Below are 24,307 nucleotides of genomic sequence, written 5' to 3' on the forward strand. Positions count from 1 at the left end.
TCAATCTTTACCGAATGGTGCTGCGCCATATGGCCGAAATTCGCTTGGTACCGGAAGATTGGCGAGCCGCAGTTCCAGCATCAAGCGAACCGTCGGCCGAACGGCAAAGAGAACGGATCCGATCACGAACAACCATGTTCCTGCATACATCAGGCTGTCGTAGAAAAAGAAGACGCTGCCGACAAGAAACGTCAATGCAGCCAGAAATTCGACAACGGTTCGGTAAAGTTCGTATTTCCGGACCGTTTCCACATGCGCCTTCGAGGCCGTGCGAAGACTGTGGTCGAATAGCTTGCTCATCCTCGATCCCCTTTGATTACCTCTGGGTTTCGTGATCCAAGTGCCCGGCTCTAAAACTCGATGCCTTCCTGTGGTTTCACACCAGACCGGAAGGGATGTTTTATCTGGGTCATGTCGGTGACAAGGTCTGCAATGTCGATCAGCTCGTCCTTGGCATTTCGCCCCGTGATGACGACATGCACATCGTCCGGTTTTTCGTTCTTCAGGAAATCGACCACTTCGGCGATGTCCAGATAATCGTAGCGCAGAACGATGTTGAGCTCGTCGCAAAGGATCAGGCGATATTCACCGGATGTGATCATGTCCTTGGCGGCTTGCCAGGCTTCGTTCGCCGCATCGATATCCCGCTGCCGGTCCTGTGTTTCCCACGTGAACCCCTCACCCATCCGTTTGATCGTGACGAGGTCGGAGAACCGTTCCAGCGCCATGCGCTCACCGGTTTCGATCCGGCCCTTCACGAATTGCACCACGCCCACCTTGTGGCCGTGACCGAGAGAACGGAACACCATCCCGAAACCGGCTGTCGACTTGCCTTTGCCCTTGCCCGTGTGGACGATCAGCAAGCCCTTTTCGATGGTCTTGGTCGCCATGATCTTGTCACGCGCAGCCTTTTTCTTGCGCATCTTCTCGGCATGGCGGGCATTGAGTTCTTCTTCGGTCAGTTCCGGCTTGTCCTTGTCGGCGGTCACGATGCGTCCGTCCCTTCCAGTCTTGTTTTCAAATCATTCAGTGCAGCATGGGTCGAATTGCGCCGCGGCGTCCAGAGGCCGCGTTCAATTGCTTCATGAAAGCGGTCCAGCATTTCGGTGAGACCCGCCGGATTGGCATCCTTGAGGAAATCCAGAACTTCTTGGTTATCCACGTAGGCATCATACAGCTGATCAAAATGGTGATCTCCCACGGCACGGGTGGTCGCGGCAAATGCGAACAGATAATCGAGCGTCGCAACCATCTCGAACGCGCCCTTGTAACCATGCCGCATGACACCTGCGATCCATTTCGGGTTTGCCGCACGAGCGCGCACCACGCGGCCGATCTCTTCCGAGAGGGTACGGACCACCGGACGCTCAGGCCGCGAATGGTCGTTGTGGTAGACCGTCGGTGCTTCGCCTTTCAGTGCTTCGACAGTCGCTGCCAGTCCGCCCTCGAACTGATAATAGTCGTCACTGTCCAGAAGATCGTGTTCGCGGTTGTCCTGATTGTGCAGGACTGCGTCCACGGTTTTCAGCCTCGTTTCGAGATCGTGCCTGGCGACGGAGCCTTCCGCACCGCCACCGTAGGCGTAACCACCCCATGTCAGAAAGGCATCGGCAAAATCCGAACGTTCCTCCCAAAGCTTCTCGTCGATCAGCGCCTGCAGACCAGCACCATAGGCACCCGGTTTTGAGCCAAAGACACGGAACCCGGCCCTGCGTTCGGCTTCGTTCTTGTCCAGCCCTTCAGCCTGAAGCCGTGCACTTTCCGATCGCATTCGTGCGGCAATCGGATTGGCTTCGTCCGGTTCTTCAAGCGCACCGACCGCACGGGCGGCGCTGTCAAAAAGATCCATTTGATGCGGGAAGGCATCGCGGAAAAACCCGGAAACCCGCAAGGTAACGTCGACACGCGGTCGTCCAAGCTCTGAAAGCTTCAGAATTTCGAATCCGGTGACACGGCCCGAACCCTGCTCCCACACCGGACGAGCCCCTATAAGCGCCAGCGCCTGGGCAATGTCGTCACCTCCGGTTCGCATGTTGGCAGTGCCCCAACATGTCAGGACCAGCGATTTCGGCCATTCGCCTTCTTCCTGGAAGTACCGTTCTGCAACGAGAGATGCGGATTGCCAGCCGAGCCGCCATGCGGTTTCGGTCGGCACTGCGCGTACATCGACGGAGTAGAAGTTCCGGCCAGTGGGCAGCACATCCGGACGCCCGCGCGAAGGCGCACCGGATGGCCCGGGGGCAACGAACCCACCTTCCAATGCCGTCAGCACCGCGCTTGTTTCTGCGTGTCCGGAGCCGGTTACAGCCGGCCGCAGAACCTGGTTCAGATCATCCAGAACAGCAAGGGTCGATTGCCACGCCCCAGATACTTCTCGATTACCCGCGACGATTTCACGGGCGAGAAGCTCGATACGTTCGACCGTATCGCCTTGCGATCTCCAGGGAGCCTCCAGAACATTTGCAAGGAGCTCCGGTCGACCTTGCTGCCAGGGGGCTGCGAAATCGCAATCCAGTGGATCAAATTTTTCAAAACCGAGGTCCGAAGCGATTGCCCTTTGCAGGCTCTGCTGTTCCGGCCTGTTGCCGCGCGGTACCCTTGCCAACGCAACCAGCAGATCCATCAGTAGGTCGCCTTCGGGGCTTTCACCAAGAATATGCAACCCGTCCCTGATCTGCAGTTCCTTGAGGTCGCACAAGTGAGCATCGAGGCGCGCAAGGCGGGTTTCCTCGTCCATGGTCTCGGTAATGCCGATATCCTTGTCCAGACCATGCCGCGCAGCAGTGTCCAGGATGTCCCGCGTCAATGCCTTCAGGCGGCGCGGGTCAACGCCGCTCGCCAGATAATACTCATCAAGCAGCGTCTCCAGCTCTTCGGCAACGCCATGGCTCTCCGCCCGGGCCAAAGGCGGTGTCAGGTGATCGACAATGACGGCCGAGGTCCGTCGTTTGGCCTGCGCCCCCTCGCCCGGATCATTGACGATGAACGGATAGATGTTCGGAATTGGCCCCAGAACGGCTTCCGGGAAACAGCTTTCAGCCAGGGCCAGTGCCTTGCCGGGGAGCCATTCCAGATTGCCGTGTTTGCCGAGGTGTATGACGGCATCGACGGCGAATTGTTCCCGCAGCCAGATGTAGAAGGCAAAATAGTGGTGCGGCGGCACCAATGCCGGATCGTGGTAGGTTTCCTTCGGATCGATGTTGTAGCCGCGCGCAGGCTGAATACCGACTACCTGGTTGCCGAACCGGTGCAGGGCCAGCCGGAAATGGCCATCCGTTACATGAGGATCGTCCGACGGTGCCCCCCAACGATCAACAACTGCTGACCGAACAACGTCGGGCAACTTGTTGAAGGAACGCTCGTAATCCTGAAGCGACAAGGCCTGATATTCTTCCTTGCCTGATCGGCCCTCCAGGGCATTGGTTACGCCCGAAGTCAGGATATCCATCAAATCGGCGGAGCTTGCTGGAACCCTGCCGGCGTCATAGCCCTCGGCGGACATGGCCTTGAGCAAATGCACGCATGACGCAGGCGTGTCGAGCCCTACGCCGTTGGCAAGACGCCCGTCCCGGTTCGGATAGTTTGCCAGGATTAGGGCCGACTTCTTGGCTGCAGCCGGTTTCCGGCCGAGTTTCCCCCAGGCAGCCGCAAGCGCCGCGGTAAACACGATCCGATCCGGAACAGGCGTAAAGGCAACCGGCGTCGACTGGGTGGCCTCATCGAAGATCCCTTCTTCCTTGAAGGAGACAGCCCGGGTCAATATCCGGCCATCAATCTCCGGCAAGACGACATGCATGGCGAGGTCACGTATCGACAAGCCCTGATCGCTGTCTTCCCAGCCCTCTTTGGAGGAAGACGAAAAGACGACCTGCAGCACAGGTTTGCCGGGACGATCGAGCGGTGTCGGCTGATGGGCTGCTCCCGCCTTCGAGACGGCGAAGGCAGTACCGTTCAACACAACATCAGGCGGAGCCTCATCGAACAGGCTTTCCAGAACGGCGACGGATTCCGCTTCCTTCAGGCTGGACACATAGATCGGCAGTGCATTTACGCCGGCTTTGTCGAGAGCAGCGATCAACGCATCCAGTGGTGCGGTTTGGGCACCTTGCACCAGAGCGCGGTAGAACGTGATCGCTGCAACAGGTCTTTCAGGATCCCGCCAGGAGGCCTTCAGTTGCGCTATATCGGGGGCGGCCTTGCCAGCAAGATAGATACCCGCGCGAGGAAGGGGCACCGGATGCGCGGGCTCCTCGCCCTTTCCGATCAGGTGCGCTGCATATCTCAAGGCATTGGCGTAATTCTCCGCACCGCCTTCCACACAGTATCGCCAGAAGCGATGCACTTCCGCTGATGATCGGGTGGAACGAGACGTCAGTTCTTCGTCCCACTTGTCGTCGCCCGGAATGACGATCAGATCGATACCATTCGCGCGGACTTCTTCTTCAAACCTTTCCAGGCCGTAGCGCCAGTACTCCACTCCACCCAGAATTCTCAGAACGATCAGCCGAGAGCCACGGACGGTCTGTTCGGCATAAAGATCGACCGAATAGGGATGCGACAGGGCCATGAGATTGGCGAGCCGCAGGTCTGCACGGGCTGTTCCAAGCCGTGATTGCGCAGCGGCAAAGCTTCCCAGCTCGGTGTCTGCAGCGGATAGGAACAGAATGTCGGCAGGGGACTGGTCGAGGTCGACCGCGTCCCCGCCGTCATCGATCCGGCGCGTCTGGCTGGCGAGAATGTGCATGCTTGGTCTTTATTTCCAGCTTCTATCCAGCGTGTCAGGCAGCAGCCGTCAATTCACCCAGCAGGCTACGAACCGCAGTCAGGTCGAGGCCCTTCAAACCGATCACGACCAGTCTGCCGCTGCTCTCGGCGCCGGCGGCGAACCAGGTTTCGACACGCGGTCCGACAGCTTGAACCATTGCAGGCGCTGCCTTGCCCTCAATTTTTACAGCCCCCTTGATGCGAAGGACGCCTTTTTGCGCCATGGCTTCCAGAACCTTTGCCTCAGCATCTTTCAGGCTGGCGAAAGACGAGACTGCCAGCACGTGACTTTCAAAATCGTCGTGATGGTGATGATGGTCGTCATGGCGATGATCATGATCATCACCATCGTGATCGTGATCGTGATCGTGGTCGTGGTCATCATGATGGTGGTGATGCTCGTGCCGATCAGCCATGTCGTCCTCGGCAGCAGAGCCCCTGCCGAGCAGAACTTCAATCGGAAGCGTGCCTTTTTCGGATGTGACCACGTGAACCGCCGGACGAACATCGGCGGCGATCTTCTCATGCACCTGCTTCAAGGCGTCTTCGGAGACGAGATCTGCCTTGTTCAGAACGACGAGGTCTGCGCAACGCAATTGGTCGTGGAAGAGTTCTTCAACCGGACTGTCATGATCAAGAGCTTCGTCGGCAGCACGTTGCGCGGAAAGTGCATCTTCATCAAGTGCGATCCGGCCTTCGGCGAGTGCTGCAGCATCCAGCACCGTGACAACACCATCTACCGTTACCTTCGGCTTGACGCTCGGCCAGGAGAAGGCCCGAACGAGCGGCTGCGGCAGAGCCAGACCAGAGGTTTCTATAACGATATGCTCCGGCGGATTGTCCCGCGCGAGCAGCATTTCCATGGTTGGCAGGAAATCGTCGGCAACGGTGCAACATATGCAGCCATTGGTAAGCTCAACCACCTCTTCCGCGGCGCAATCGGGATCAGCGCATCCATTCACAAGGGACCCGTCGAAGCCCATGTCCCCAAACTCATTGACGATAAGGGCAATGCGTTTGCCATTGGCATTGGTAAGCAAATTGCGGATCAGCGTGGTCTTGCCTGCTCCGAGAAACCCAGTGACGATCGTTGCCGGAATTTTTGCGCCCGGCTGCAAGGATGAAGTGGTCATAATTTGATATCCGGTTGTGAGGTGGGTTTCAAAAGTATCGGCAGGCCCGCAGCAACGAAGACAACCTGTTGGCACCTATGCGCCATATCCTGGTTCAGTCGTCCCTGCACATCGCGGAACGACCTCGACAGACGGTTCTCCGGCACGATCCCCATACCAACTTCGTTGGAAACGAAGACGCACGGCCCCTGAAGACCCTTCAGAACCGCGCAAAGCCGCGCCGTTTCGGCGGGGATGTCCTTGCCTGCAAACAGCAGGTTCGACAGCCACAGGGTCAGGCAGTCAACAAGGACCACCCGGTCTTGCCTGCATTCGTTTTCAAGCACGTCCGCAAGTTCGAGCTGTTCTTCCACGGTGCGCCAGGACGGTCCGCGTTGATCTTTATGAGCGGCGATCCGGCTGGTCATTTCATCGTCGTGGGCAGCACCAGTCGCGATATAGATTTTTTGCAGACCGGTTTCATGGACAAGCTTCTCCGCGAACCGGCTTTTTCCGGAGCGGGCACCGCCGAGGACCAGCGTTGTCCTCTCGCCGTTTGAATGCGTCATTCCTTCTCCCAGCCGTCCGCCCGACAGCGCCATAGGGTTGACAATGTGACGGCCGGTCTCCTGGCTTGCGGCTCAGCGCGGTCTGTACCCCTTCCCGGCCCCATCAGGACGCCAGTGGTTTTCGTACAGCCACTCACCGCTCACAGTTGCGGGGGCAGCTCCGGATCTGGACTTGAAAAAGACCGCACCGGATTCCCGTTTCATCCGGATCAGGCAAGGCCTTTTCCGGAACCGTCAGTTTCTTCCTAAACGTATCTTGAGGCCGACACAAGCAGCAGAAAGTCGCTGACGACTAACCTTGAAAATCGGCCAGGCAGTCAACACGGACGCCTTCTTGCGCCAAAGTCAGAAAAAGGCACAACGGATTTAGTCTGCCCGGGGTGTTCCAATCGTAGCGAAACGTAGGGTTTTCCAAGCGCGACAGAACGCCTAGCCATCTGAAATATATCGAGTTTTCCACACCGAGATCAAAAAAATGACGGCTTGATGAAAAAAACGCCCTCGGGGGCTTGGCAAACGGATCAAGCCTTTGATATACGCATCTCCATCGACGGGGCGGCAACGCGCTGGCCCCGAGCGTGGTGATCCCCAGTAGCTCAGTTGGTAGAGCAAGCGACTGTTAATCGCTGGGTCGCTGGTTCGAGTCCGGCCTGGGGAGCCATCACCACCTATTCCTAATCCTCCCGAATGCTGCATTTCTGAAGACCGGAACGCTGTTCAGTAACCGGGTTGATCTTATTAACGCGTGATCTTGCAGCAATCTGCACCGCCTCAAAAATCGACAGTCATTTGATGCGAACTCGTCTTTCGCGGCAGTAACGTTCGGTACCATCTTCCTAAACAACATTTCCTGGCTACGTTTAAAACGAAGATCGCTCCTCCAGTGGCTCTGCGTTGTTGAATCGCGCTTCTTGATAAAGCTCAAGGTTGCTCCTATCGTAATTTCTCCTAGGGGAGCATCATGAAGAATCGCAGCTAAGTCCAGCGCCCCTGAACCCGCAAATCTTCAAATGCGTGGTACCTTTTATGAGCGGCGACAACACGCACACCATTGCCACCGTAACCGCAGCACCAGGTTATGCCGAATTTCTTGAAGCCTACTGCGACAAGGAACAGCCCCTGCTGATCAAGGGATTGGCGAAAAACTGGCCCGCGCGGGAAAGGTGGCAATCCGGCCGATTACGAGCAGAACTCCATACGCTGCCAAAGGTCCGCGACAGAGGTGTCTTTTTCGTCAGCCGCTCACCAGTACTGGAACAAGATATCGAGATGCCGGAATTCCTGAAGAAAATCCTCGCATCCGACCGGATAATGCAAGATTCCGTTGCCTGGAGATTCTGGATCAACAGCAGGAACAACCGGACAGAATTCCACTACGATACCAACGCCGAGAATGTCATCACCGTTCAGGTGAAGGGTCGTAAGGAATGGGTACTGGTTTCGCCCGAAACACCGTTACCGTGCTACCCGTTCACCAACTTCTCTCTGCTGAAAGACGAACAGCGACTGCTACGGAACAAGCGTTTCTACAAATTCGACCTGGAAGAAGGTGATCTTCTCTATCTGCCTCCCCATTGGTACCACCGGGTGGTTGCCAAGGAAGACGAAAACATCAACATCAATTGGACCTTCACGAAACGCGAAACCGTGGTCATCTCGAAGGAATTCAAGCGTGACATGGAGCGGTGCGGCCTGCTGCATTCATTCAAGAACAGTGATTCCGCGCTGGTACGGCGCTGTTACGAAACTGCTATCCGCGCCCTTCCGAATGTCGGCGGAATTGGGTGGGGTCTGAAATCGTTCATTTCTTCACCCTACAAGCCAAGCCGCGGAGCGTTGGTCAGCCGCTTCTTCAAGGAATTGCTGCAAATACCAAATACGCTGCTGACACTTCCAAACGTTCGCTCAACGCTGAAAAAGGTCGACAAGACCTAACCGGCAAACGCGCTGCAAATCCCACAAGTTTGGCGCAGTTACCAAACCACCAGAGTATTTGCCGGGCTACGTATTCGAGAATTGCTCTCCCGCAATCCATACGCCCTCAACCTCATAGGCATTGCCAAGCTGTACGAAGTCGGCCGGGTAACCTTCTTCTAAACGACCGAGCGGGCGTCCAAGAACGTCCGCAGGATCACTGGTCGCCATTGCAAGAGCAGCTTCAACCGGAAGCTCGAGTGTACCGGTAAGAAACTTCAAGGACGCCGGCAAATCTATATCGGCGCCGGCAAGCGTGCCGTCTTCGAGGGTCAATGTGCCATCGCGGCGAAAGATTTCCCGACCTCCGAGAAAGAAGGACGTAACATCGGTGCCGGTCTGGGACATGGCGTCGGTAACGATAAAGATCCTGCCCGGGCCGGTCTTTGACTTGAACGCGACCCGCATCGCGACCGGGTCGACGTGGACACCATCAGCAATGATGCCCACGTTGAGCGCGCCCAGATCGAGCGCGGCACCCACAAGGCCGGGTTCGCGGTGTTGCAACGGGCTCATGGCGTTAAAAAGATGGGTGACCATCGAAGCACCCGCTTCAGTCGCAGTCTTGCACTGCCGGTATGTTGCTCCGCTGTGGCCAAGACTGACGTGAATTCCCGCGTCAGCCAATTCCCGCACCTGTTCTGGTGGCACCGTTTCCGGTGCCACCGTCATGATGAGGCTTGGCAATTCCCGCGCCGCGCGCAGGTAGAGTGCCATGTCTTCGCGGCTCAAAGGCCGGATCAGATTCGGGTCATGCGCGCCCTTGCGCCCCGCAAACAGATGTGGCCCTTCGAGATGCAGACCGTGAAACCCCTTCACGCCCCGCGACCATGCGGCGATTCCCAGATCAACGACTTTGCGCGTCACGTCGGGCGTGTCCGTGATCAAAGTCGGTGTCAGGGCTGTTGTCCCGAGGCTGACATGGGCGGCGCAGATACGTTCGATATCGTCGACTGTTTCCGCATCCCCCAGCATCAAGCCACCGCCGCCATTGACCTGCAGATCGATCAATCCCGGTGCGAGAATGCCGTCGCCAAGATCGACAGTCTCTACACCAACGGGCACCTGATCGGCCGAAAGAAGGCCAGCCACCTTGCCATCTTCGACAAGCAGGGCTGCATTCGCATGGATTTTCTCACCATCAAAAACCCGGCTGCAGAGATAGGCGGTTGTGGAGGTCATACGGTCTGGGTGACTTTTTTCAGGTGCTTGGGAACGTCCGGATTGAAACCGCGCTGCCGTGCGAACCATTCGATGAAGGCGTAGAAAGAAACAATCTGCACCAAGGCGTCTGTCAATGGATGCCCGGTTGCCTGGAACGCCAGCTTTTCTGCCCGCTCCACCTTGTCGGTCGTTGCAAAAACACTTCCGCCCTGGTCCACCATGCGATCCGCAGCCTGGGCCAGCCCCTCTTCGGCTGCATCGCGCACACCAAGTGCCAGGATCGGGTATCCGTTTTCGACGATCGAGACGGGACCGTGCATTACCTCGGCGGACGAATAGGCCTCCGCATGGATCTGGCAGGTTTCCTTGAATTTCAGCGCAGCTTCATTTGCGATTGCCAAACCAGGTCCGCGTCCAATGACATAAAGCGAACCCCGCTGCTCGATCGGCTTGGCAAGCGCGCGCCAGTCCTTGTCGATTGCTTTTTCAAAATGCTCCGGCAAGGCAGCCAACGCGTCGAGCAGTTCCTTGTCAGCCCCGATTTCCGCCAATAGCAGCAGGCCCGCCAAGACGGAATTGACGAAGGTCTTGGTCGCGGCGACACTACGCTCAGGACCTGCGCAGATATCGATGGCGGCACTGGAAAGTTTTGCCAGTTCACTTCCCGACGTGTTGGTAAACCCTACCGTGAACGCCCCCTGCTCGGTTGCACTTTCAACCACCGAGAGACTGTCCGGGCTGGCGCCGGATTGGGAAATTGCAATCACAAGAGCCTGCCCCAGCTTGACCTTGCCGCCATAAACCGAGGAAACGGATGGGCCGAGAGAGGCCATCGCAAGACCAAGGTAGATCTCCGAGGCATACTTGAGAAACGTTGCGGCGTGGTCAGAAGAGCCGCGAGCGACGCTTGCCAGAAACACCGGCGCGCCTGCTTTCCTTGCAATGTCGCGGATCAACGGGTGTCCATCGGCCAACAGACGGCGCGCAGCGTCCGGGATTTCTTCGATTTCCCGGCGCATGTGCGTCGGCGTGGCCATGGTACTTGCTTCAATCATCAGGATTAGTCTTCCGAAATCTGAAGTTCGGCGATGAAGTCATATGCATCGCCGCGGTAAACGGAACGGGTGAATTCGACGACATTTCCGGACGCGAGATAGGACACACGTTCTATTTTCAGCCCGGCAGACCCGGCCGGCACACCGAGAATGTCGGCATCGATTGGCTCAAGATTGCGGGCTGAAATGCGCTGAATAGCGCGGACAGGCTGCAAGCCGGCCGCGCGCAGAATGGCATAAAGAGACGTGGTGACCCGCTCCGGATGAGGCAGGACGCTCTCGGAAAGGGAGGCACGCTCGATTGCCATCGGTGTGCCGTCAGCCTTGCGAAGCCTGTCGACACGGGCAACGCGCTGACCGGACGTGAGACCGAGCGTGAACATTTCTTCGGGCGAAGCTGGAAACAGTCCGCGGCGCAGCCACTCGCTGCTGGCGGAAAGACCACGGCGTGCCATATCCTCGGAAAAGGACGTCAGGCTGGAAAGGCGCTGTTCAACCTTGTGCACCTTGGGCGCGACAAAGGATCCGCTGCCACGCTTCTGGACAACGACCTGATCCTCGACAAGACCGGCAACCGCCTTGCGCACCGTCACACGGGACAGATCCGTAATGGAGGCAATCTCGCGTTCAGACGGAAGCGGCTCATTCTCCTTCAGCACGCCGTCGTCAATAGCCTGCTGAATGCGCCGCCGCAGCTGCAGGTATCGGGGACCGCTGGAATTCGCCAACCAGTCACCATTTTCCAGCAAGGAAATGAAGTCAGTCATGAAATGGGGCGCCTTAGGAGATGAAAATAATACCTTTCAGATACCAATTTAAACTCTATCGAAACCGAAAATCAAGTGTTAAAACAATTTCCGAACCTGCATCACCACCGCTGGAGCACCCAACGGAAACGTTCCCGGAGCGTGATCGACTTGAGAGACTTAATTCCGCGATACGAAACTTGGTGTGCCTCCGAGTTCCTGAACCATGAATTTGCCGACGACCGAAGACCGCGATCCGATTTCCATTGGCCTGTCCAAAAAGTCTGATGAAGACGTCCTGTCGCTGCTGCTGCAACGGCAGAAAGATGCGCTGAATGCCACCGAAACGGCCATTCCGGAGATCGCAAAAGCCGCCGAAGCACTTCAGACAGTCACTGTTTCAGGTGGAAAAATTGGTTATGCCGGCGCCGGCAGCGCCGGACTGACAGCCCTCGCAGATTGCCTGGAATTGCCGGGAACGTTCGGCTTTCCCGTTGAGCGCATGCGCATGCTCTATGCCGGGGGTGCTGCAAACCTGCTTCACCTTGCCGGCACATATGAGGACGACGAAGAAGCCGGCTTCGCTGACTTTCAAAAATCAGGCCTTGGAGAAGGAGATATCCTGATTGCAGTTTCTGCAAGTGGATCAACTCCTTATACTCTTGGCACGTTCAGAGGCGCACAGGCGGCAGGCACGAAAACCGTTGCATTGGCAAACAATCCTGACACTCCCCTCCTCCGTCAGGCGGATTTTCCGATCTTCCTGAAAACACCTCCTGAAATCATCGCGGGCTCTACACGTCTCGGTGCGGCAAGTGCCCAAAAAGCTGCTCTCAACATGATCTCTACATTGGTGGCGCTGAGGCTTGGACACGCAGTTCGTGGTCACATGGTCAACCTGGTTGCGGATAATGAAAAACTGCGTCAGCGCGCCTATCGCATTCTTCAGGATCTGACGGGCTGCACGGCAGAAACTGCAGCGGAAAAGCTCCAGCAAGCCCAAGGCAGAGTGAAGGTTGCGGTTCTCATGATTCGAGAAGGCCTCGACGCGGAAAGCGCCGAAATGTCGCTCAACGAGCACAGTGGAAACTTGCGCCCCTTCCTTTGACGCGTGCCAGCGCCTCCAACAGACACCAGGCACGCTTTCGAACATAATCTCGTCCGCAAACAGCGGGCTTAGCCTCCTTACAGCACTATTGAGCTTGGGCGCTGTAGCCGTTGTTTTCGACAGGTGTCAGCCGCCCAATTCCTTTAAAAAATGATGCCAATTTCTTTTTTTGGTTTACTACCAATGCGATTGGTTGCATATTGGTATTATAACTGGACGTTAACAAATATAACCCAGAGGCGTTTGAACAGGCGATGACCACCTGTTTTGATATCGGCGGCTCCTTCATCCGACATGGAGAGCTCCAAGCGGATGGAACCGTTGCGGAAAAAGGCCGGGTAGCGACACCCGGAACCGACTGGCAGGCGTTTGTAGACGCGATTGCCAACTGCTCAGGGCCGGATGGATCTCCCATCTCGATTTCGCTTGCAGGCGCCTTTGATACCCGCAGCGGCATCGCGGATGTGGCCAACATCCCCTGCCTGCATAAACGACCCGTGCAATCGGATCTGGAAACCGCCCTCAAACGTCCTGTCGCCATTACAAATGACGCCAATGCTTTTGCGCTTGCCGAAGCCGTCGACGGCACCGGTCGAGGCAAGCCGGTCGTTTTCGGTATTATTCTCGGGTCTGGTGTCGGTGGCGGGCTTGTCGTCAATGGCACCCTTGTTACCGGTTATGGCGGCATCGCGGGGGAATGGGGTCACGGCCCCATCATGGACCCGACAGCTGGTGGCCAGTTGAAAGGTATTGAGCACTACCCCTGCGGCTGCGGCCAGACCGGATGCATCGACGCGATCTGCTCGGCCCGTGGCATGGAGAAGATCCACCGGTCGCTGCATGGGCTGGATCAGGCAAGCAAGGATATTACTGCCGCCTGGCATGCCGGTGATGCAGCTGCCACACAAACGCTCGACGCCTTCACCACTCTGCTTTCGCGAGCGCTTTCCGCTTTCGTCAACACCCTTGGTCCGGATGTCATACCGGTGAGTGGTGGCCTTTCGAACGATCTTGTTCTTCTCGACGTGATCGATAGAAAGACACGTGACCTTGTTCTTGCAGACTATAGCGAGCCACTCGTCATCAAGGGCGAATTTGCCGCCAATGGCGGCCTGCATGGTGCCGGCATCGTGGCCCGTACGCTCATCAAGGAGGCGGCCCGGTGACCAGGATCCCCCTCGAGGTATGTGTAGACACCCTCGAAGGCGCCTGGACGGCAGCCGAAAACGGCGCTGACCGAATTGAATTATGCGCAGCTCTGTCCGAAGGCGGCCTGACCCCCTCCCAGGGGTTCATGGTGGCCGCGGCCAGACTACCGGTTCCCGTCTACGCGATGATCCGCCCCCGATCCGGTAATTTTGAGTACTCGGACCTGGAAAAGGCCTTAATGCTGCGCGACATCCACGCGACTGAAAAAGCAGGTCTTGCGGGAATCGTGATCGGGGCAGTCGACAGCCAGCACAACCTCGATCGAGACTTTCTGGCCGCATCCCTGGACAGCACGAGACTGCCGGCAACTTTGCACCGGGCCATCGACACCGCACGCGACTACGAAAAAGCTATAGAAGACGCGATCACGCTTGGTTTCGAACGCGTGCTGACCTCTGGACAGGCCAGCAAGGCAGAACGCGGCCTTTCACTGCTTCAACAAGCGGTCAATGTCGCTGCAGGGCGGATTTCCATCATGGCAGGATCGGGCGTCACTGCCGCCAATGCTTCCCAAATTCTCAAACGATCCGGCGTGCAGGAACTGCATGCGTCCTGCTCTTCCGTGAAGCCCTTGCCGGAGCCGCAGGACCTGGAAACGCGCCTCGGCTTCGTTTCCGAGGCAGGCATCAAGGACACCGATGGAAACGTCGTCCAGGCACTTCGCCGTGCCATGGACCAATTTACGGAGGCCGCAGCATGAAGACCGGCTATGTCGGACTGGGCGCGAGAATTGCCAATGTCAGCAACTGCCTGCAGGAGGTTTCAGGAGATCTTGATCCCTGCGCTTACGTCGACCCGACACCCGCCGGCCTCAAGCATGTCGAGGCCAAATGCGGCCACAGCCTGACCGCCTACACTGATCTCGACAGGATGATCCGACAGGAGAAACTAGACCTCCTTATGATCGGGTCACCCAATTTCATGCACCTCGATCATCTGCGAACCGCGCTCAAATCCGATGTTCGCTACATCTTCTGTGAAAAGCCGGTTGTCGTCAGCGAAGAGGAAACCTTCGAACTCCTGTCCCTGATGAAGGAACACGGTGGATCGAAACGAGTCCTTGTCGGACTGGTGCTGCGATATTCGCCGCTCTACACCGAACTTCAGAAAAGTCTAAAGTCTGGCCAGATCGGCAAAGTGGTCTCGATTGAGGCGTCCGAGCATATCGGTCCCTACCACGGTTCCTTCTTCATGCGCGACTGGCGCCGCTATGACCGGAATTCCGGCGGCTTCATGCTGGAAAAGTGCTGCCACGATCTGGATCTCTACCAGGGTGTCACAGGTTGTCGGCCACGTTTCGTTTCCAGCTTCGGCGGACGCAAGAGCTTTGTTCCGGAGAACCGGCCGGATCAGGACCATACCTTTCCGACACCGAAAATCGAAGGCAGGGTCGATCCGTTCACACCACGCTGGGGTGGTGGCAACGCCGACTTCGACAGTGATGGCGACATCATCGACTACCAGACAGCGCTGATCGAATACGAGGACGGCGCGAACCTCTGTTTTCACACCAACATGTATGTACCAGACGAATTCCGGCGCTTTGCCGTCATGGGGACGAAGGGCATGGCGGAAGGAGACTTCATTCGGAATTACTACCGGGTGCATGACGCCCTGACATCCGCCTGCCTGATCGACAAGCCGCAGGTCGTCGATGCCAGGCGGCACGGCCACTATGGCGCCGATGAGGCCATGGCGCGTGATCTCGACCATTACTTCCGTAACGGCGGACATCTGCCGGTCAGCGTTCTGGATGCGCTTGAGGCCGGTCTGACGGCGATCAAGCTGGACGAAGCGCGCCGGACGCGCAGCGTCATCGACCTTGCCGAAACCTGGCAGCAATTCGACAGCTACGGCGTGGCATAGGGGGCACCATGGCGCACTCGCGAAAGAAGACCGACTATTTTCCTTATCTGCTTCTGGTGCCGGCGTCCCTCGTCATGCTGGCTATCGTCGCCTATCCGCTGTTCGAAACGTTCCGGCTTTCCTTCACCAACACGAGCATGAGCCCGAACTACGAATACGTCGGGCTGGAAAACTACGAGAAGCTCATGTCGCGCCGCTTTCCGGAAGTGATTGCGCGCACCTTCTACTGGATGGCTCTCTCTGTTGCCCTGAAAATGCTGATCGGAACCCTGGGAGCCGTGCTTCTCAACGCGATGGTGCCGGGTCGCACCCTGTTTCGCGTGCTGGTCATGCCGCCGTGGGTGATCCCGATCGCCATTGGCGTCTTCATCTGGGGATGGATGTACAACGGTCAGTTCGGAATGATTTCCGGAATGGCCCAACGGCTCGGTATTCTGAGCGGGCCATTCGAATTCCTCGCCTACAAGAACTCCGCCTTCATGTCGACCATCGTCACGGACGTGTGGATCGGCGTTCCAATGGTGACGCTTTATCTGCTGGCCGCCATGCAGTCCATTTCGAAGGACCTTTATGAAGCGGCCTGGGTGGACGGGGCCTCTCGGCTCTACAGGTTCCGCCGCATTACCTTGCCACTGATCATTCCCTCGATCGCGACGATGGCGCTTCTGTCGGCTATCGCGACCTTCAACTCCTTCGACATCATCTGGATCCTGACCGAAGGCGGTCCGCGCGGCGCAACCACCACGATGATCATCGACACCTACAAGACCGCGATCAGCCGCTTCAAGTACGGCGAAGGCGCCGCCAGAACGGTGATGATCGTGGTGTTCCTGGGCTCGTTCATGCTGGTCTACTTCATGCTGCTGTCGCGCCTTGCCAAAAGGAGCCCGCACAATGCTGCATAAGTATCGCTGGTACGAATATGTGCTGATCTATCTCGGTCTCGCGGTGTTCCTGACCTTCGTTCTGGCCCCCTTCGTCGAAGCCTTCGTGGTGTCGCTGAGGCCGCTCAGCAGCCTGTTCTCGATCCCCTACAAGTTCATCACCGACAAGATGAGCTTCGATGCCTACATCACCATGTGGCAGAACGTGCCGCTGTTGTGGGTCTACATGCTCAACTCGTTCTTCATCGCCACGGTGGTGACGGTCCTCGGCCTGTTCTGCATCATCCCGGCAGCCTATGCCTTCGCCCGGTTCGAGTTTCCAGCGCGAAACTCGCTGCTCGGCATCTTCATAGCGGTAAACATGTTCTCCGGTGCGGTGCTGATCATCCCGCTGTTCAAGCTGATGCAGCAATACGGGCTGCTGAACACCTATTTCGCGATGATTGCGCCAGGAACGGCCTTCGTCATTCCGACCGGTATCTGGCTTCTGCGCTCCTATCTGATCCGGATTCCCAAGGAGCTTGAGGAAGCAGCCTGGGTGGATGGCGCCGGCAAGATCTACACGCTCTGGCGCGTGATCATTCCCGTAGCGTTGCCGGGCATCGTGGTGGTCACGATCACCGCTTTCATCACCGCTTACGCGCAGCAATTCATCTATGCGCTGACCTTCAACTCCGTGAACGAACTGAACCCGCTTCCCGTGGGGCTGTTCCAGTTCTTCGGACGCCAGACCGTGGTCTGGAACGAACTCATGGCCGCCAGCCTCGTGGGCATCCTCCCTGTGCTGTTCGTCTATGTGTTCCTGCAACGTTTCATCGTCGCCGGTCTCACGGCAGGCGCCGTCAAAGAATAACAAAAAGTAGAAACCAACCAGAAAAGGGAAAACAGATGACACTTAAATCAGTGCTATTGGGAGGGGTCTTCGCGCTCTCTCTCGTCGGAGCCTCCCAGGCAGAAGACAAGGTCATTCACATGATCAACTGCGGCGACAACACCGGCGCCGGAATTCCGCTGCAGGATGAGTTGATCAAGGGTTGGGAAGGCGAAAATCCGGGCTACAAGGTCCAGCTCGAGTTCGTTCCCTGGGGCCAGTGCCAGGAAAAGTCCACGACGCTCGCGTCCGCCGGGAACCCGCCGGCCGTTGCCTACATGGGCTCGCGCACGCTGAAGCAGCTCGCGGCCAATGACCTGATCATTCCGGTCAACATGACAGAAGAAGAAAAGGCCACCTACGCGGCCCCGATCCTGGCAACGATCACTGCCAACGGCCAGCAGTGGGGCCTGCCGCGCGCCTTCTCCACCAAGGCACTCTACTGGAACAAGGATCTCTACGAGGCCGCAGGACTGGATCCGGATACGCCGCCGAAAACCTGGGACGAAATGTACGATTTCGCCAAGGCAATCAAGGACAAGACCGACTCTGACGGTTTCGGTCTCGCGGCCGCATCCTTCGACAACACCATGCACCAGTTCATGAACTACGTTTATACGAACGGTGGTCAGGTCATCAATGAAGACGGCGAAATCGTCTTCAATTCCCCGAACAACGTTGAAGCCCTCGCCTTCTACGGCAAGATGGCCGAAGTCTCGCAGCCGGGCCCGATCGCCTATGACCGCGCGAAGCTGCGTCCGCTGTTCTCCGAAGGCAAAATCGGCATGTTCATTTCCGGTCCCTGGGAGCGCACCCGCGTGACTGACGTGAACTGGGGCGTCGCGCCGATCCCGGTCGGTCCGTCCGGCACTCCGGGCACTTTGCTGATCACCGACTCCCTGGCCGTTTTCAAGGGGTCCGGCGTTGAAGAGCAGGCGCTTTCGCTCGCAAAGCTTCTGACCAACCCGGAAAACCAGATGGCCTTCGAACTGGCTGAAGGGTTCACGCCGCTGCGCGATCTGCCGGAAGTGCGTGCGCTGGTTGAGAAAGACCCGACCTGGTCGGCCTTCCTCGATGCGATCCCGACCGGTGGTCCGGAGCCGTTCGTAACAGATTACGTCGGTCTTCAGGATTCAATCAACGAAGCCGTTCAGGGTGTTGTCCTTGGTGAAGTCGATCCGGCTGAAGCCGTCGAAATCGCCGCGGAACAGCTTGAGGAATTCAAGTAACACCTTGAGCACTGTCCGGGCCCCCTCTCCCACTTTCGGGGGCCCGGTCACCTCTTCAAAAAAGGAATGACCATGGGCGAGTTGCAGCTGCGCGACGTACGCAAAAGCTATGGCCATATGGAAGTCATCAAGGGTGTCAATCTTGATGTGGACCATGGCGAATTCATTGTTTTTGTCGGTCCGTCCGGATGCGGAAAATCGACCTTGCTGCGCATGATTGCAGGGTTGGAGGAAATCACGGGCGGCGATATCACGATCGAGAACAAGGTCGTCAACGATCTGCCGCCGGTCAAACGCGGCATCGCCATGGTATTTCAGTCGTATGCGCTCTATCCGCATATGTCTGTCTACGAGAACATCGCCTTCCCCCTGCGCGTCGAACGCCTGTCCAAAGACAAGGTGGAGGAGAAGGTTCAGGCCGCTGCAGGCATTCTTCAACTGAAGGAAAGACTTCAGCACAAACCGGGCGAGCTCTCCGGCGGGCAACGCCAGCGCGTCGCCATCGGCAGGGCCATCGTGCGCGAGCCTTCTGTTTTCCTGTTCGATGAACCCCTGTCCAATCTGGATGCGGCACTGCGAGCGGAAATGCGTGTTGAACTTGCCAAGCTGCACACGGAACTTGACGCGACCATGATCTACGTCACCCACGACCAGGTTGAAGCCATGACCATGGCGGACCGGATCGTGGTGCTGGATCACGGTATCATCTCCCAGGTCGGTTCACCGCTGGAGCTTTATCACAAACCGCAGAACACCTTTGTTGCCGGCTTTATCGGCAACCCCAAAATGAACTTCATCGAGGTGTCCGGAAAGAGTTCCGGTCCTGAAGGCGTTGTCGTCACCTTGCCATCAGGCAAGGACCTGACAGTCAAGGTAGATGCCGCGGAAGAGGTTGCAGGAAAGAGCCTTACTCTTGGTATTCGCCCGGAACACCTGACGTTGGGTGCCGCCGATGCATCCATTGAGATTGTTCCGACCGTCGTTGAACATCTCGGCATTCACACCGTCACCTACAGCACTGTTGCCGGTGCCAAGTCCACCTTCTGCAGCGTCTTGCCCGGATCCGCTCCGGCGAAAGTTGGTGTGCCGGTTTCCATGGGACTGAAGGGTGTAGACTGCCACCTGTTCGACGGTAACGGAAACGCTTTTGACCGCCAGCTTTCGCTTGAAGAACTGGATGCTGCGGACATGCATATCTGACACTTGGCATCAGATAGCCCGAATGAAAACGGCCGCCCCGAAAGGCGGCCGTTTGAAATTTCGGGAAACGGCGGGCAAGTCGTCTGGAGGACTAGACGACTTGCCCACGGGCGGCGACCGTCTCGATGCGGGTCACCACGCCGTCTCTGTGAAACACCAGGCGGTCGAAAAGGTTTGAAACGACGCACGTATGGTTTGGAATGATCCGGACCCGTTCTCCGATCTGCGGTTTTTTGCCAGACTTCGTCAGGTCGACGACGGCATGCTCCTCGCTGAGCGCGGCAATGGATGCCTCCGGATAATCGATCAACAGGCCGTGGTCGGAAAACCCCAACAAATCGGACGTCAACGCTTTCGATCCCGCATCCAGAACCGCCCGGTTTTCGGTCGGCCGGGAGACGACTGTGGCCAGCACATGCATGGCGCAATCGTCAAAATCGCACATACCGGCGCGCACCATCGAGCGGTCGTTGAAGATATAGGTTCCGGCCCTGTGCTCCGTCGCGCTAGGCACAAGATCACTGTCGAACAGGCTCGGTGAACCTCCATGCGAGACGACGGGGCACTCAAGACCTGCCTGTTTCAGAAGTGACAGTGTTTCAGAAAAAAAGGTTTCAACTGCCGTTTCGGACGATGCCTTGGGATAGGTCAGCAGACCATGGAATACCAGTCCGGGCGACGCATCGATGCGCTTTGCCAGCGCGACCGCAGCATCCGGATTTTGCACGCCGTTGCGTCCGGCCCCTGTATCGCATTCGACCAGAACCTTCAGCGGTTGATCCCCCGAAAACGCGCTTGCCAGACCGTCGACGACAACTTCATTGTCGGCAACGACCTGCAGATCCACCTTGGTATTCAACAACTTCAACCTGTCGAGCCGCGATTTGCCGAGCATATTGAAGGTGATCAGGATATCGGTGAAGCCTGCGTCGGCGAACACTTCCGCTTCGCTTATTTTTTGGCAGTTGATACCGCGTGCACCATAGGCCAGCTGCAATGCGGCCAGTGCCGGGATCTTGTGTGTCTTGATATGAGGCCGGAAGTTCCGGCCAATACGGTCGAAATACTCCTGTGCAACCTTGATGTTAGTCTCCATGACCGTTTCATCGATCACGGCGACAGGGGTCAGAAGATCCTGCACTGACAGCCCGACACTCATCGCTTAGCCTCCCTTGCGGCCGGCGGTGCCGGCACTGGTATCGGTTTCATGCCCACTCACAGTGGCTGCCTCGTTGATTGGCCAGATATCCCTCGGTGCTTTCTTGTAAGGGGTTACCCTCGGGTCGTTGGGATATGGACGTCCGGCGGCGCAATAGAGGATCAACGGACTGATGCGGGCAAACGATTGATGAAAATGGTTCGTCGACTTGACCACCAGGATCTTCCTTTTGGTCGGATCGATACCAAAGTTGGAAAACAGGCTCGTGTCGAAGCATTGGGCGCGGGTCGAATTCAGGATCACTTCAATCCCGCCAATCCGGATCAGACTTGCGTCACCGATGGGAACGATGCTTTGGCCAAAAAACTGCTCTGCATTCCGGATGTTGCGGAGAATTTCAACTTCTGCGTCGATCGGCTCACCGGTTTCCGGTGCTGATTTAGCTCCGAACCGCAGCATCATGCGAGCCCCCTCGCCCGCTGCGTGACAGAGCTGGACGGCTACCGGGTCCCAGATTGAACCGAAGGCGATATTCTCGAGCTTGCCGGCAATGGCTTCTGCCAGCAGGACGGTCGCATCCCCGGCCGTTCCCCCACCGGGATTGTCCCACATGTCCGCGATCGTGACCGGACCACCTTCACAGGACAATGCCTTGGCGTAGGCTTCGGCTGGCGCAAGTTCAGCACTTCGAACCTTGCCGCGCAGCTTGAACAGAGCCTCTCCAAGGTCACGGGCAACTTCGGACCCAAGCGCCGGATCGTTGTTTGTCACTGCCAGCAACTTGGTCCCCATTTCGGGGACGTCGCCCGCCATGAAGCCATGGATGACCGAGAGAGACAAAAGGCTCGGCGTTTCCTGCTCCCGGCGGATCATGTCATCGACAAACCGGCGCATAGGCTCGGATGTTGTCGGGAAGACGTCAATCATCTTGGGATCGTAAACGCTCATTACAGGTTTGACTTCGCCTGCAACCGCTTGCCCCGCAATACGCCATGCATCCTCGGCCCGATCGACGAAATCGATGTGGGGAAATTCCTTGAAGGCGATGAGCGCATCAGCCGCGGCAACACGTTTTGCAGTCAGATGACTGTGCGGGTCGAACGTTGCAATAACAGGGACATCCGGGCCGACCACGGATCGAATTCGGCTCAGCAGATCCCCTTCCGGATCATCATACCCGTCAGCCACCATCGCACCATGCAGGCCAATGACGACAACGTCAAAAGGTCCACCTGCCACGATCTGATCCAGAATTTCGTCACGCAAACCTTCAAAGGTCTGCCGCGAAACCAATCCGGCCGGATCTGCCCACGCCGCGGTACCTTCAACCAGTTCCCAGTTGTTTTCACAAGCAAACCGGCGCCCCACGGTGACGACGGCAGAACACAGGGTCGGGGTTTCCGGATGCTCCCCCGGCCTTGCCAGCAGCGACGCCCTGAATGCGTTGATATCAATCCGGATCGGTGAAAACGTGTTGGTTTCTGTTGCCAGAGCTGCCGTAAAAGCGCGGGGCTTCGTCATGATCAGGACGCGGCTCCGAGGGGATTGGGCAAATATCCGGCAAAGCCGCAGATTTTCCAGCGTCCCTCCTTTCGGACACAGAAATAGAGCGTCTGCCACAACAAGCGATCCTCGCCGCCATCTGCTTTCCGGATGCGGCCGTCGAATTTCTTGTGCGCGATCGCCCGATTTCCGTTGATGTCGATCTCGGTCAGGCGGGTAGCGTCGAAAATGGCGGCACGCGCGTCTTCGGCGAATTCCGTCGCTCTGAAAATTTCCGCCTGGCTCAACCAGCGCTCCCTGTAGGAGCCGAGATCCGGAAACCCGAGTTTCCAGTCGTCGGGATTAGGTACCTTTCCACCGTCTACGCCAAAAAAGGCGGGTTCGTCGAAATCATCGGCCACCTGCTCCCAGTCTGCTGCGACGAAGGCATTGATGTCCCGCATGACAAGCATGTCCCAGATCTCGGAGCGATCTTCGTCTTTTCCTGCAAATGGATTTGTCTGGCTGTCTGAAAGGGCCTGCATATCGGAAACCATTTTCATTTTGACGGTTGATTTTTGAAAAATATAAGGGTGAAATAAAACCAATGTCAAACCACTATGTAAATCATTTTCATTTTGGAGCCAAATATGTCTATCAAGCGCTATGGTGCTGAAAAATCAGGTGCCGGCGGCCAGAATCTGCCCTTCGCTCGAGCCGTTGAAGCTGACGGCTGGCTTTATGTCTCCGGCCAGGTGCCGATGAAGGATGGTGAGATTGTCGGCACGGGGATTGTCGAACAGACTCACCTGACCATCAAGAATGTTACCGCGATCCTGGAAGAGGCCGGGTACGGCCTTGAACATGTTGTCCGCGTCGGTGTCTGGCTCGATGATCCGCGCGATTTCTGGTCGTTTAACGGCGTCTATAAAAGCTATTTCGGTGAACACCCACCGGCACGCGCCTGTGTCCAGTCAACCATGATGGTGGACTGCAAGGTTGAGATTGATTGCGTCGCTTACAAGAAGCCGGCCTGACCCCATGCGGGATATCCTGTCCGTTCTGCAACAGATCGAGCCGGAGCTGTCCAAGTCGGAACGGATCCTGGCTGCATTGTTGCGCAACGATGCCGAGTTCATCGTCAATGCCGGCATTACGGATGTTGCCGAACGCGCAGGTGTTTCGCCGCCGACCGTCACCCGTTTTTGCCGTCGGCTTGGCTGCGAGAGTTACACTGCTTTCAAGGTGCAGGTTGCCCAGGTCACCTTCGCCGGCACCAGGTACCTGACCGCTAATGCCGCTTCTGACGCGCCGCGCGATGTTGCTGACAGTCTTCTGGCCCAGTTTCAGGATGCAGCGACCAGTACGCGCAAAGCGTTGGACATGGAGTCGGTGCTGGCAGCCGCAGATGCGATCTCGACCGCCAATCTGCTGGCAGCGTTCGGTGCGGGCGGAACATCCTCGATGATTTCGGACGAAATGCAGAACCGGTTTTTCCGCCTGGGTCTGCGTACGGTGAGCGTGACGGATCATGCCATGCAGCTGATGCAGGCAGCCACCATGAGGACCGGCGACGTCATCATTGCGTCGTCTGTCTCTGGCCGGAACCTGCAGATGGCACGTGCGCTGGAGGCAGCGAAGACCTACGGGGCAATCGTAATCGCCCTCACCCGCCCGGGGCGGCCCGTCGCCGATCTGGCGGATATCACGATTGCCATCGATCTGCCCGAAGGTGACAACATCCTGCGGCCAAGTACCAGCCGCTATGCCTTTCTGTTTGTGACAGATCTCCTGGCAACGCTTGTCGCCATGCGGCGAGGCGACGAGGCGCGAGAGAACCTCAGACGCGTCAAATACCAGCTCAGCAACACGCGCGATCCGGACGACAAGGAAGCCCTCGGTGACTGATCAAACT

22 protein-coding genes, 1 tRNA gene and 1 riboswitch are annotated in these 24,307 nt (G+C 57.4%); of the genes, 12 read left to right on the forward strand and 11 right to left on the reverse strand.

Annotated elements, in window-relative coordinates; all coding sequences use genetic code 11:
- Genes FIV05_RS21200 through cobU form a run of 5 tightly spaced genes read right to left on the reverse strand, consistent with a single transcriptional unit; the run spans window position 1 to window position 6,445 of the window.
- The gene (locus tag FIV05_RS21200) at window positions 1-300 is read right to left on the reverse strand and encodes a YrhK family protein (protein WP_152510876.1); all 300 of its coding nucleotides are present in this window, start codon (window positions 298-300) and stop codon (window positions 1-3) included.
- A gap of 50 nt (window positions 301-350) precedes the next feature.
- The gene (gene cobO, locus FIV05_RS21205; protein WP_022998764.1) at window positions 351-989 is read right to left on the reverse strand and encodes a cob(I)yrinic acid a,c-diamide adenosyltransferase; all 639 of its coding nucleotides are present in this window, start codon (window positions 987-989) and stop codon (window positions 351-353) included.
- Window positions 986-4,744 (reverse strand): cobaltochelatase subunit CobN, encoded by a 3,759-nt coding sequence (gene cobN, locus FIV05_RS21210; protein WP_152510877.1) that lies wholly within the window; start codon window positions 4,742-4,744, stop codon window positions 986-988. The genes cobO and cobN overlap by 4 nt, the downstream gene beginning before the upstream one ends.
- A gap of 34 nt (window positions 4,745-4,778) precedes the next feature.
- Window positions 4,779-5,897: a cobalamin biosynthesis protein CobW gene (cobW, locus tag FIV05_RS21215; RefSeq protein ID WP_152510878.1), complete on the reverse strand. Its 1,119-nt coding sequence runs from the start codon at window positions 5,895-5,897 to the stop codon at window positions 4,779-4,781.
- Window positions 5,894-6,445, reverse strand: coding sequence for a bifunctional adenosylcobinamide kinase/adenosylcobinamide-phosphate guanylyltransferase (gene cobU, locus FIV05_RS21220; protein ID WP_152510879.1), 552 nt, complete (start codon window positions 6,443-6,445; stop codon window positions 5,894-5,896). The genes cobW and cobU overlap by 4 nt, the downstream gene beginning before the upstream one ends.
- 32 nt (window positions 6,446-6,477) lie before the next feature.
- Window positions 6,478-6,696: riboswitch (cobalamin riboswitch) on the reverse strand.
- A gap of 334 nt (window positions 6,697-7,030) precedes the next feature.
- Here cobU and FIV05_RS21225 point away from each other — a divergent pair.
- Window positions 7,031-7,106 (forward strand) — tRNA-Asn (locus FIV05_RS21225).
- A 365-nt stretch (window positions 7,107-7,471) separates the two neighbouring features.
- The gene (locus FIV05_RS21230) at window positions 7,472-8,380 is read left to right on the forward strand and encodes a cupin-like domain-containing protein (protein ID WP_152510880.1); all 909 of its coding nucleotides are present in this window, start codon (window positions 7,472-7,474) and stop codon (window positions 8,378-8,380) included.
- Window positions 8,381-8,446: 66 nt separating this feature from the next.
- Here FIV05_RS21230 and nagA read toward each other — a convergent pair whose 3' ends face one another.
- Genes nagA through FIV05_RS21245 form a run of 3 tightly spaced genes read right to left on the reverse strand, consistent with a single transcriptional unit; the run spans window position 8,447 to window position 11,405 of the window.
- A complete protein-coding gene (gene nagA, locus FIV05_RS21235) occupies window positions 8,447-9,601 on the reverse strand; it encodes an N-acetylglucosamine-6-phosphate deacetylase (RefSeq protein WP_152510881.1) in 1,155 nt (384 codons plus the stop codon).
- On the reverse strand, window positions 9,598-10,638 hold the full coding sequence (locus FIV05_RS21240; protein WP_152510882.1) for an SIS domain-containing protein: 1,041 nt from the start codon (window positions 10,636-10,638) through the stop codon (window positions 9,598-9,600). The genes nagA and FIV05_RS21240 overlap by 4 nt, the downstream gene beginning before the upstream one ends.
- 5 nt (window positions 10,639-10,643) lie before the next feature.
- Entirely contained in the window at window positions 10,644-11,405 is a 762-nt protein-coding gene (locus tag FIV05_RS21245; protein ID WP_075283015.1) for a GntR family transcriptional regulator, read from the reverse strand.
- A gap of 205 nt (window positions 11,406-11,610) precedes the next feature.
- Between FIV05_RS21245 and FIV05_RS21250 the strand changes: the two genes are divergently transcribed.
- The 8 genes from FIV05_RS21250 (at window position 11,611) to ugpC (ending at window position 19,751) form a co-directional block, all read left to right on the forward strand.
- Complete coding sequence (locus tag FIV05_RS21250; RefSeq protein WP_152510883.1) at window positions 11,611-12,492, forward strand: N-acetylmuramic acid 6-phosphate etherase; 882 nt, start codon at window positions 11,611-11,613, stop codon at window positions 12,490-12,492.
- Window positions 12,493-12,746: 254 nt separating this feature from the next.
- Window positions 12,747-13,658, forward strand: coding sequence for an ROK family protein (locus FIV05_RS21255; RefSeq protein ID WP_152510884.1), 912 nt, complete (start codon window positions 12,747-12,749; stop codon window positions 13,656-13,658).
- Window positions 13,655-14,401: a copper homeostasis protein CutC gene (locus FIV05_RS21260; protein WP_152510885.1), complete on the forward strand. Its 747-nt coding sequence runs from the start codon at window positions 13,655-13,657 to the stop codon at window positions 14,399-14,401. The genes FIV05_RS21255 and FIV05_RS21260 overlap by 4 nt, the downstream gene beginning before the upstream one ends.
- Window positions 14,398-15,567: a Gfo/Idh/MocA family oxidoreductase gene (locus FIV05_RS21265; RefSeq protein WP_152510886.1), complete on the forward strand. Its 1,170-nt coding sequence runs from the start codon at window positions 14,398-14,400 to the stop codon at window positions 15,565-15,567. Before FIV05_RS21260 ends, FIV05_RS21265 begins: the two co-directional genes overlap by 4 nt.
- An 8-nt stretch (window positions 15,568-15,575) precedes the next feature.
- Window positions 15,576-16,472 carry a sugar ABC transporter permease gene (locus FIV05_RS21270; RefSeq protein ID WP_022998785.1) on the forward strand — a complete coding sequence of 299 codons (897 nt, stop codon included), beginning with the start codon at window positions 15,576-15,578 and terminating at the stop codon, window positions 16,470-16,472.
- Window positions 16,462-17,304, forward strand: coding sequence for a carbohydrate ABC transporter permease (locus tag FIV05_RS21275; protein ID WP_022998786.1), 843 nt, complete (start codon window positions 16,462-16,464; stop codon window positions 17,302-17,304). The genes FIV05_RS21270 and FIV05_RS21275 overlap by 11 nt, the downstream gene beginning before the upstream one ends.
- Window positions 17,305-17,339: 35 nt before the next feature.
- Complete coding sequence (locus FIV05_RS21280) at window positions 17,340-18,551, forward strand: sugar ABC transporter substrate-binding protein (protein ID WP_031268566.1); 1,212 nt, start codon at window positions 17,340-17,342, stop codon at window positions 18,549-18,551.
- Window positions 18,552-18,623: 72 nt separating this feature from the next.
- Window positions 18,624-19,751, forward strand: coding sequence for a sn-glycerol-3-phosphate ABC transporter ATP-binding protein UgpC (gene ugpC / locus FIV05_RS21285; RefSeq protein ID WP_152510887.1), 1,128 nt, complete (start codon window positions 18,624-18,626; stop codon window positions 19,749-19,751).
- Window positions 19,752-19,842: 91 nt separating this feature from the next.
- On the opposite strand, the gene FIV05_RS21290 is transcribed toward ugpC, so the two are convergent.
- From FIV05_RS21290 to FIV05_RS21300, 3 genes are read right to left on the reverse strand one after another with little or no spacing between them, the layout of a single operon-like run.
- A complete protein-coding gene (locus FIV05_RS21290) occupies window positions 19,843-20,910 on the reverse strand; it encodes a D-TA family PLP-dependent enzyme (RefSeq protein ID WP_152510888.1) in 1,068 nt (355 codons plus the stop codon).
- Between the two features lie 3 nt (window positions 20,911-20,913).
- Window positions 20,914-22,431: a M81 family metallopeptidase gene (locus FIV05_RS21295; RefSeq protein WP_152510889.1), complete on the reverse strand. Its 1,518-nt coding sequence runs from the start codon at window positions 22,429-22,431 to the stop codon at window positions 20,914-20,916.
- Between the two features lie 2 nt (window positions 22,432-22,433).
- Window positions 22,434-22,955, reverse strand: coding sequence for a hypothetical protein (locus FIV05_RS21300; protein ID WP_152510890.1), 522 nt, complete (start codon window positions 22,953-22,955; stop codon window positions 22,434-22,436).
- Window positions 22,956-23,042: 87 nt separating this feature from the next.
- Here FIV05_RS21300 and FIV05_RS21305 point away from each other — a divergent pair, with 87 nt between their 5' ends.
- Window positions 23,043-23,429 (forward strand): RidA family protein, encoded by a 387-nt coding sequence (locus FIV05_RS21305; protein ID WP_152510891.1) that lies wholly within the window; start codon window positions 23,043-23,045, stop codon window positions 23,427-23,429.
- Window positions 23,430-23,433: 4 nt separating this feature from the next.
- A complete protein-coding gene (locus tag FIV05_RS21310; protein WP_152510892.1) occupies window positions 23,434-24,300 on the forward strand; it encodes a MurR/RpiR family transcriptional regulator in 867 nt (288 codons plus the stop codon).
- The last annotated feature ends 7 nt before the right edge of the window (window positions 24,301-24,307 follow it).

Source organism: Labrenzia sp. THAF191a, from assembly GCF_009363335.1.
In the GTDB taxonomy this organism is placed as follows: Bacteria; Pseudomonadota; Alphaproteobacteria; order Rhizobiales; family Stappiaceae; genus Roseibium; species Roseibium algicola.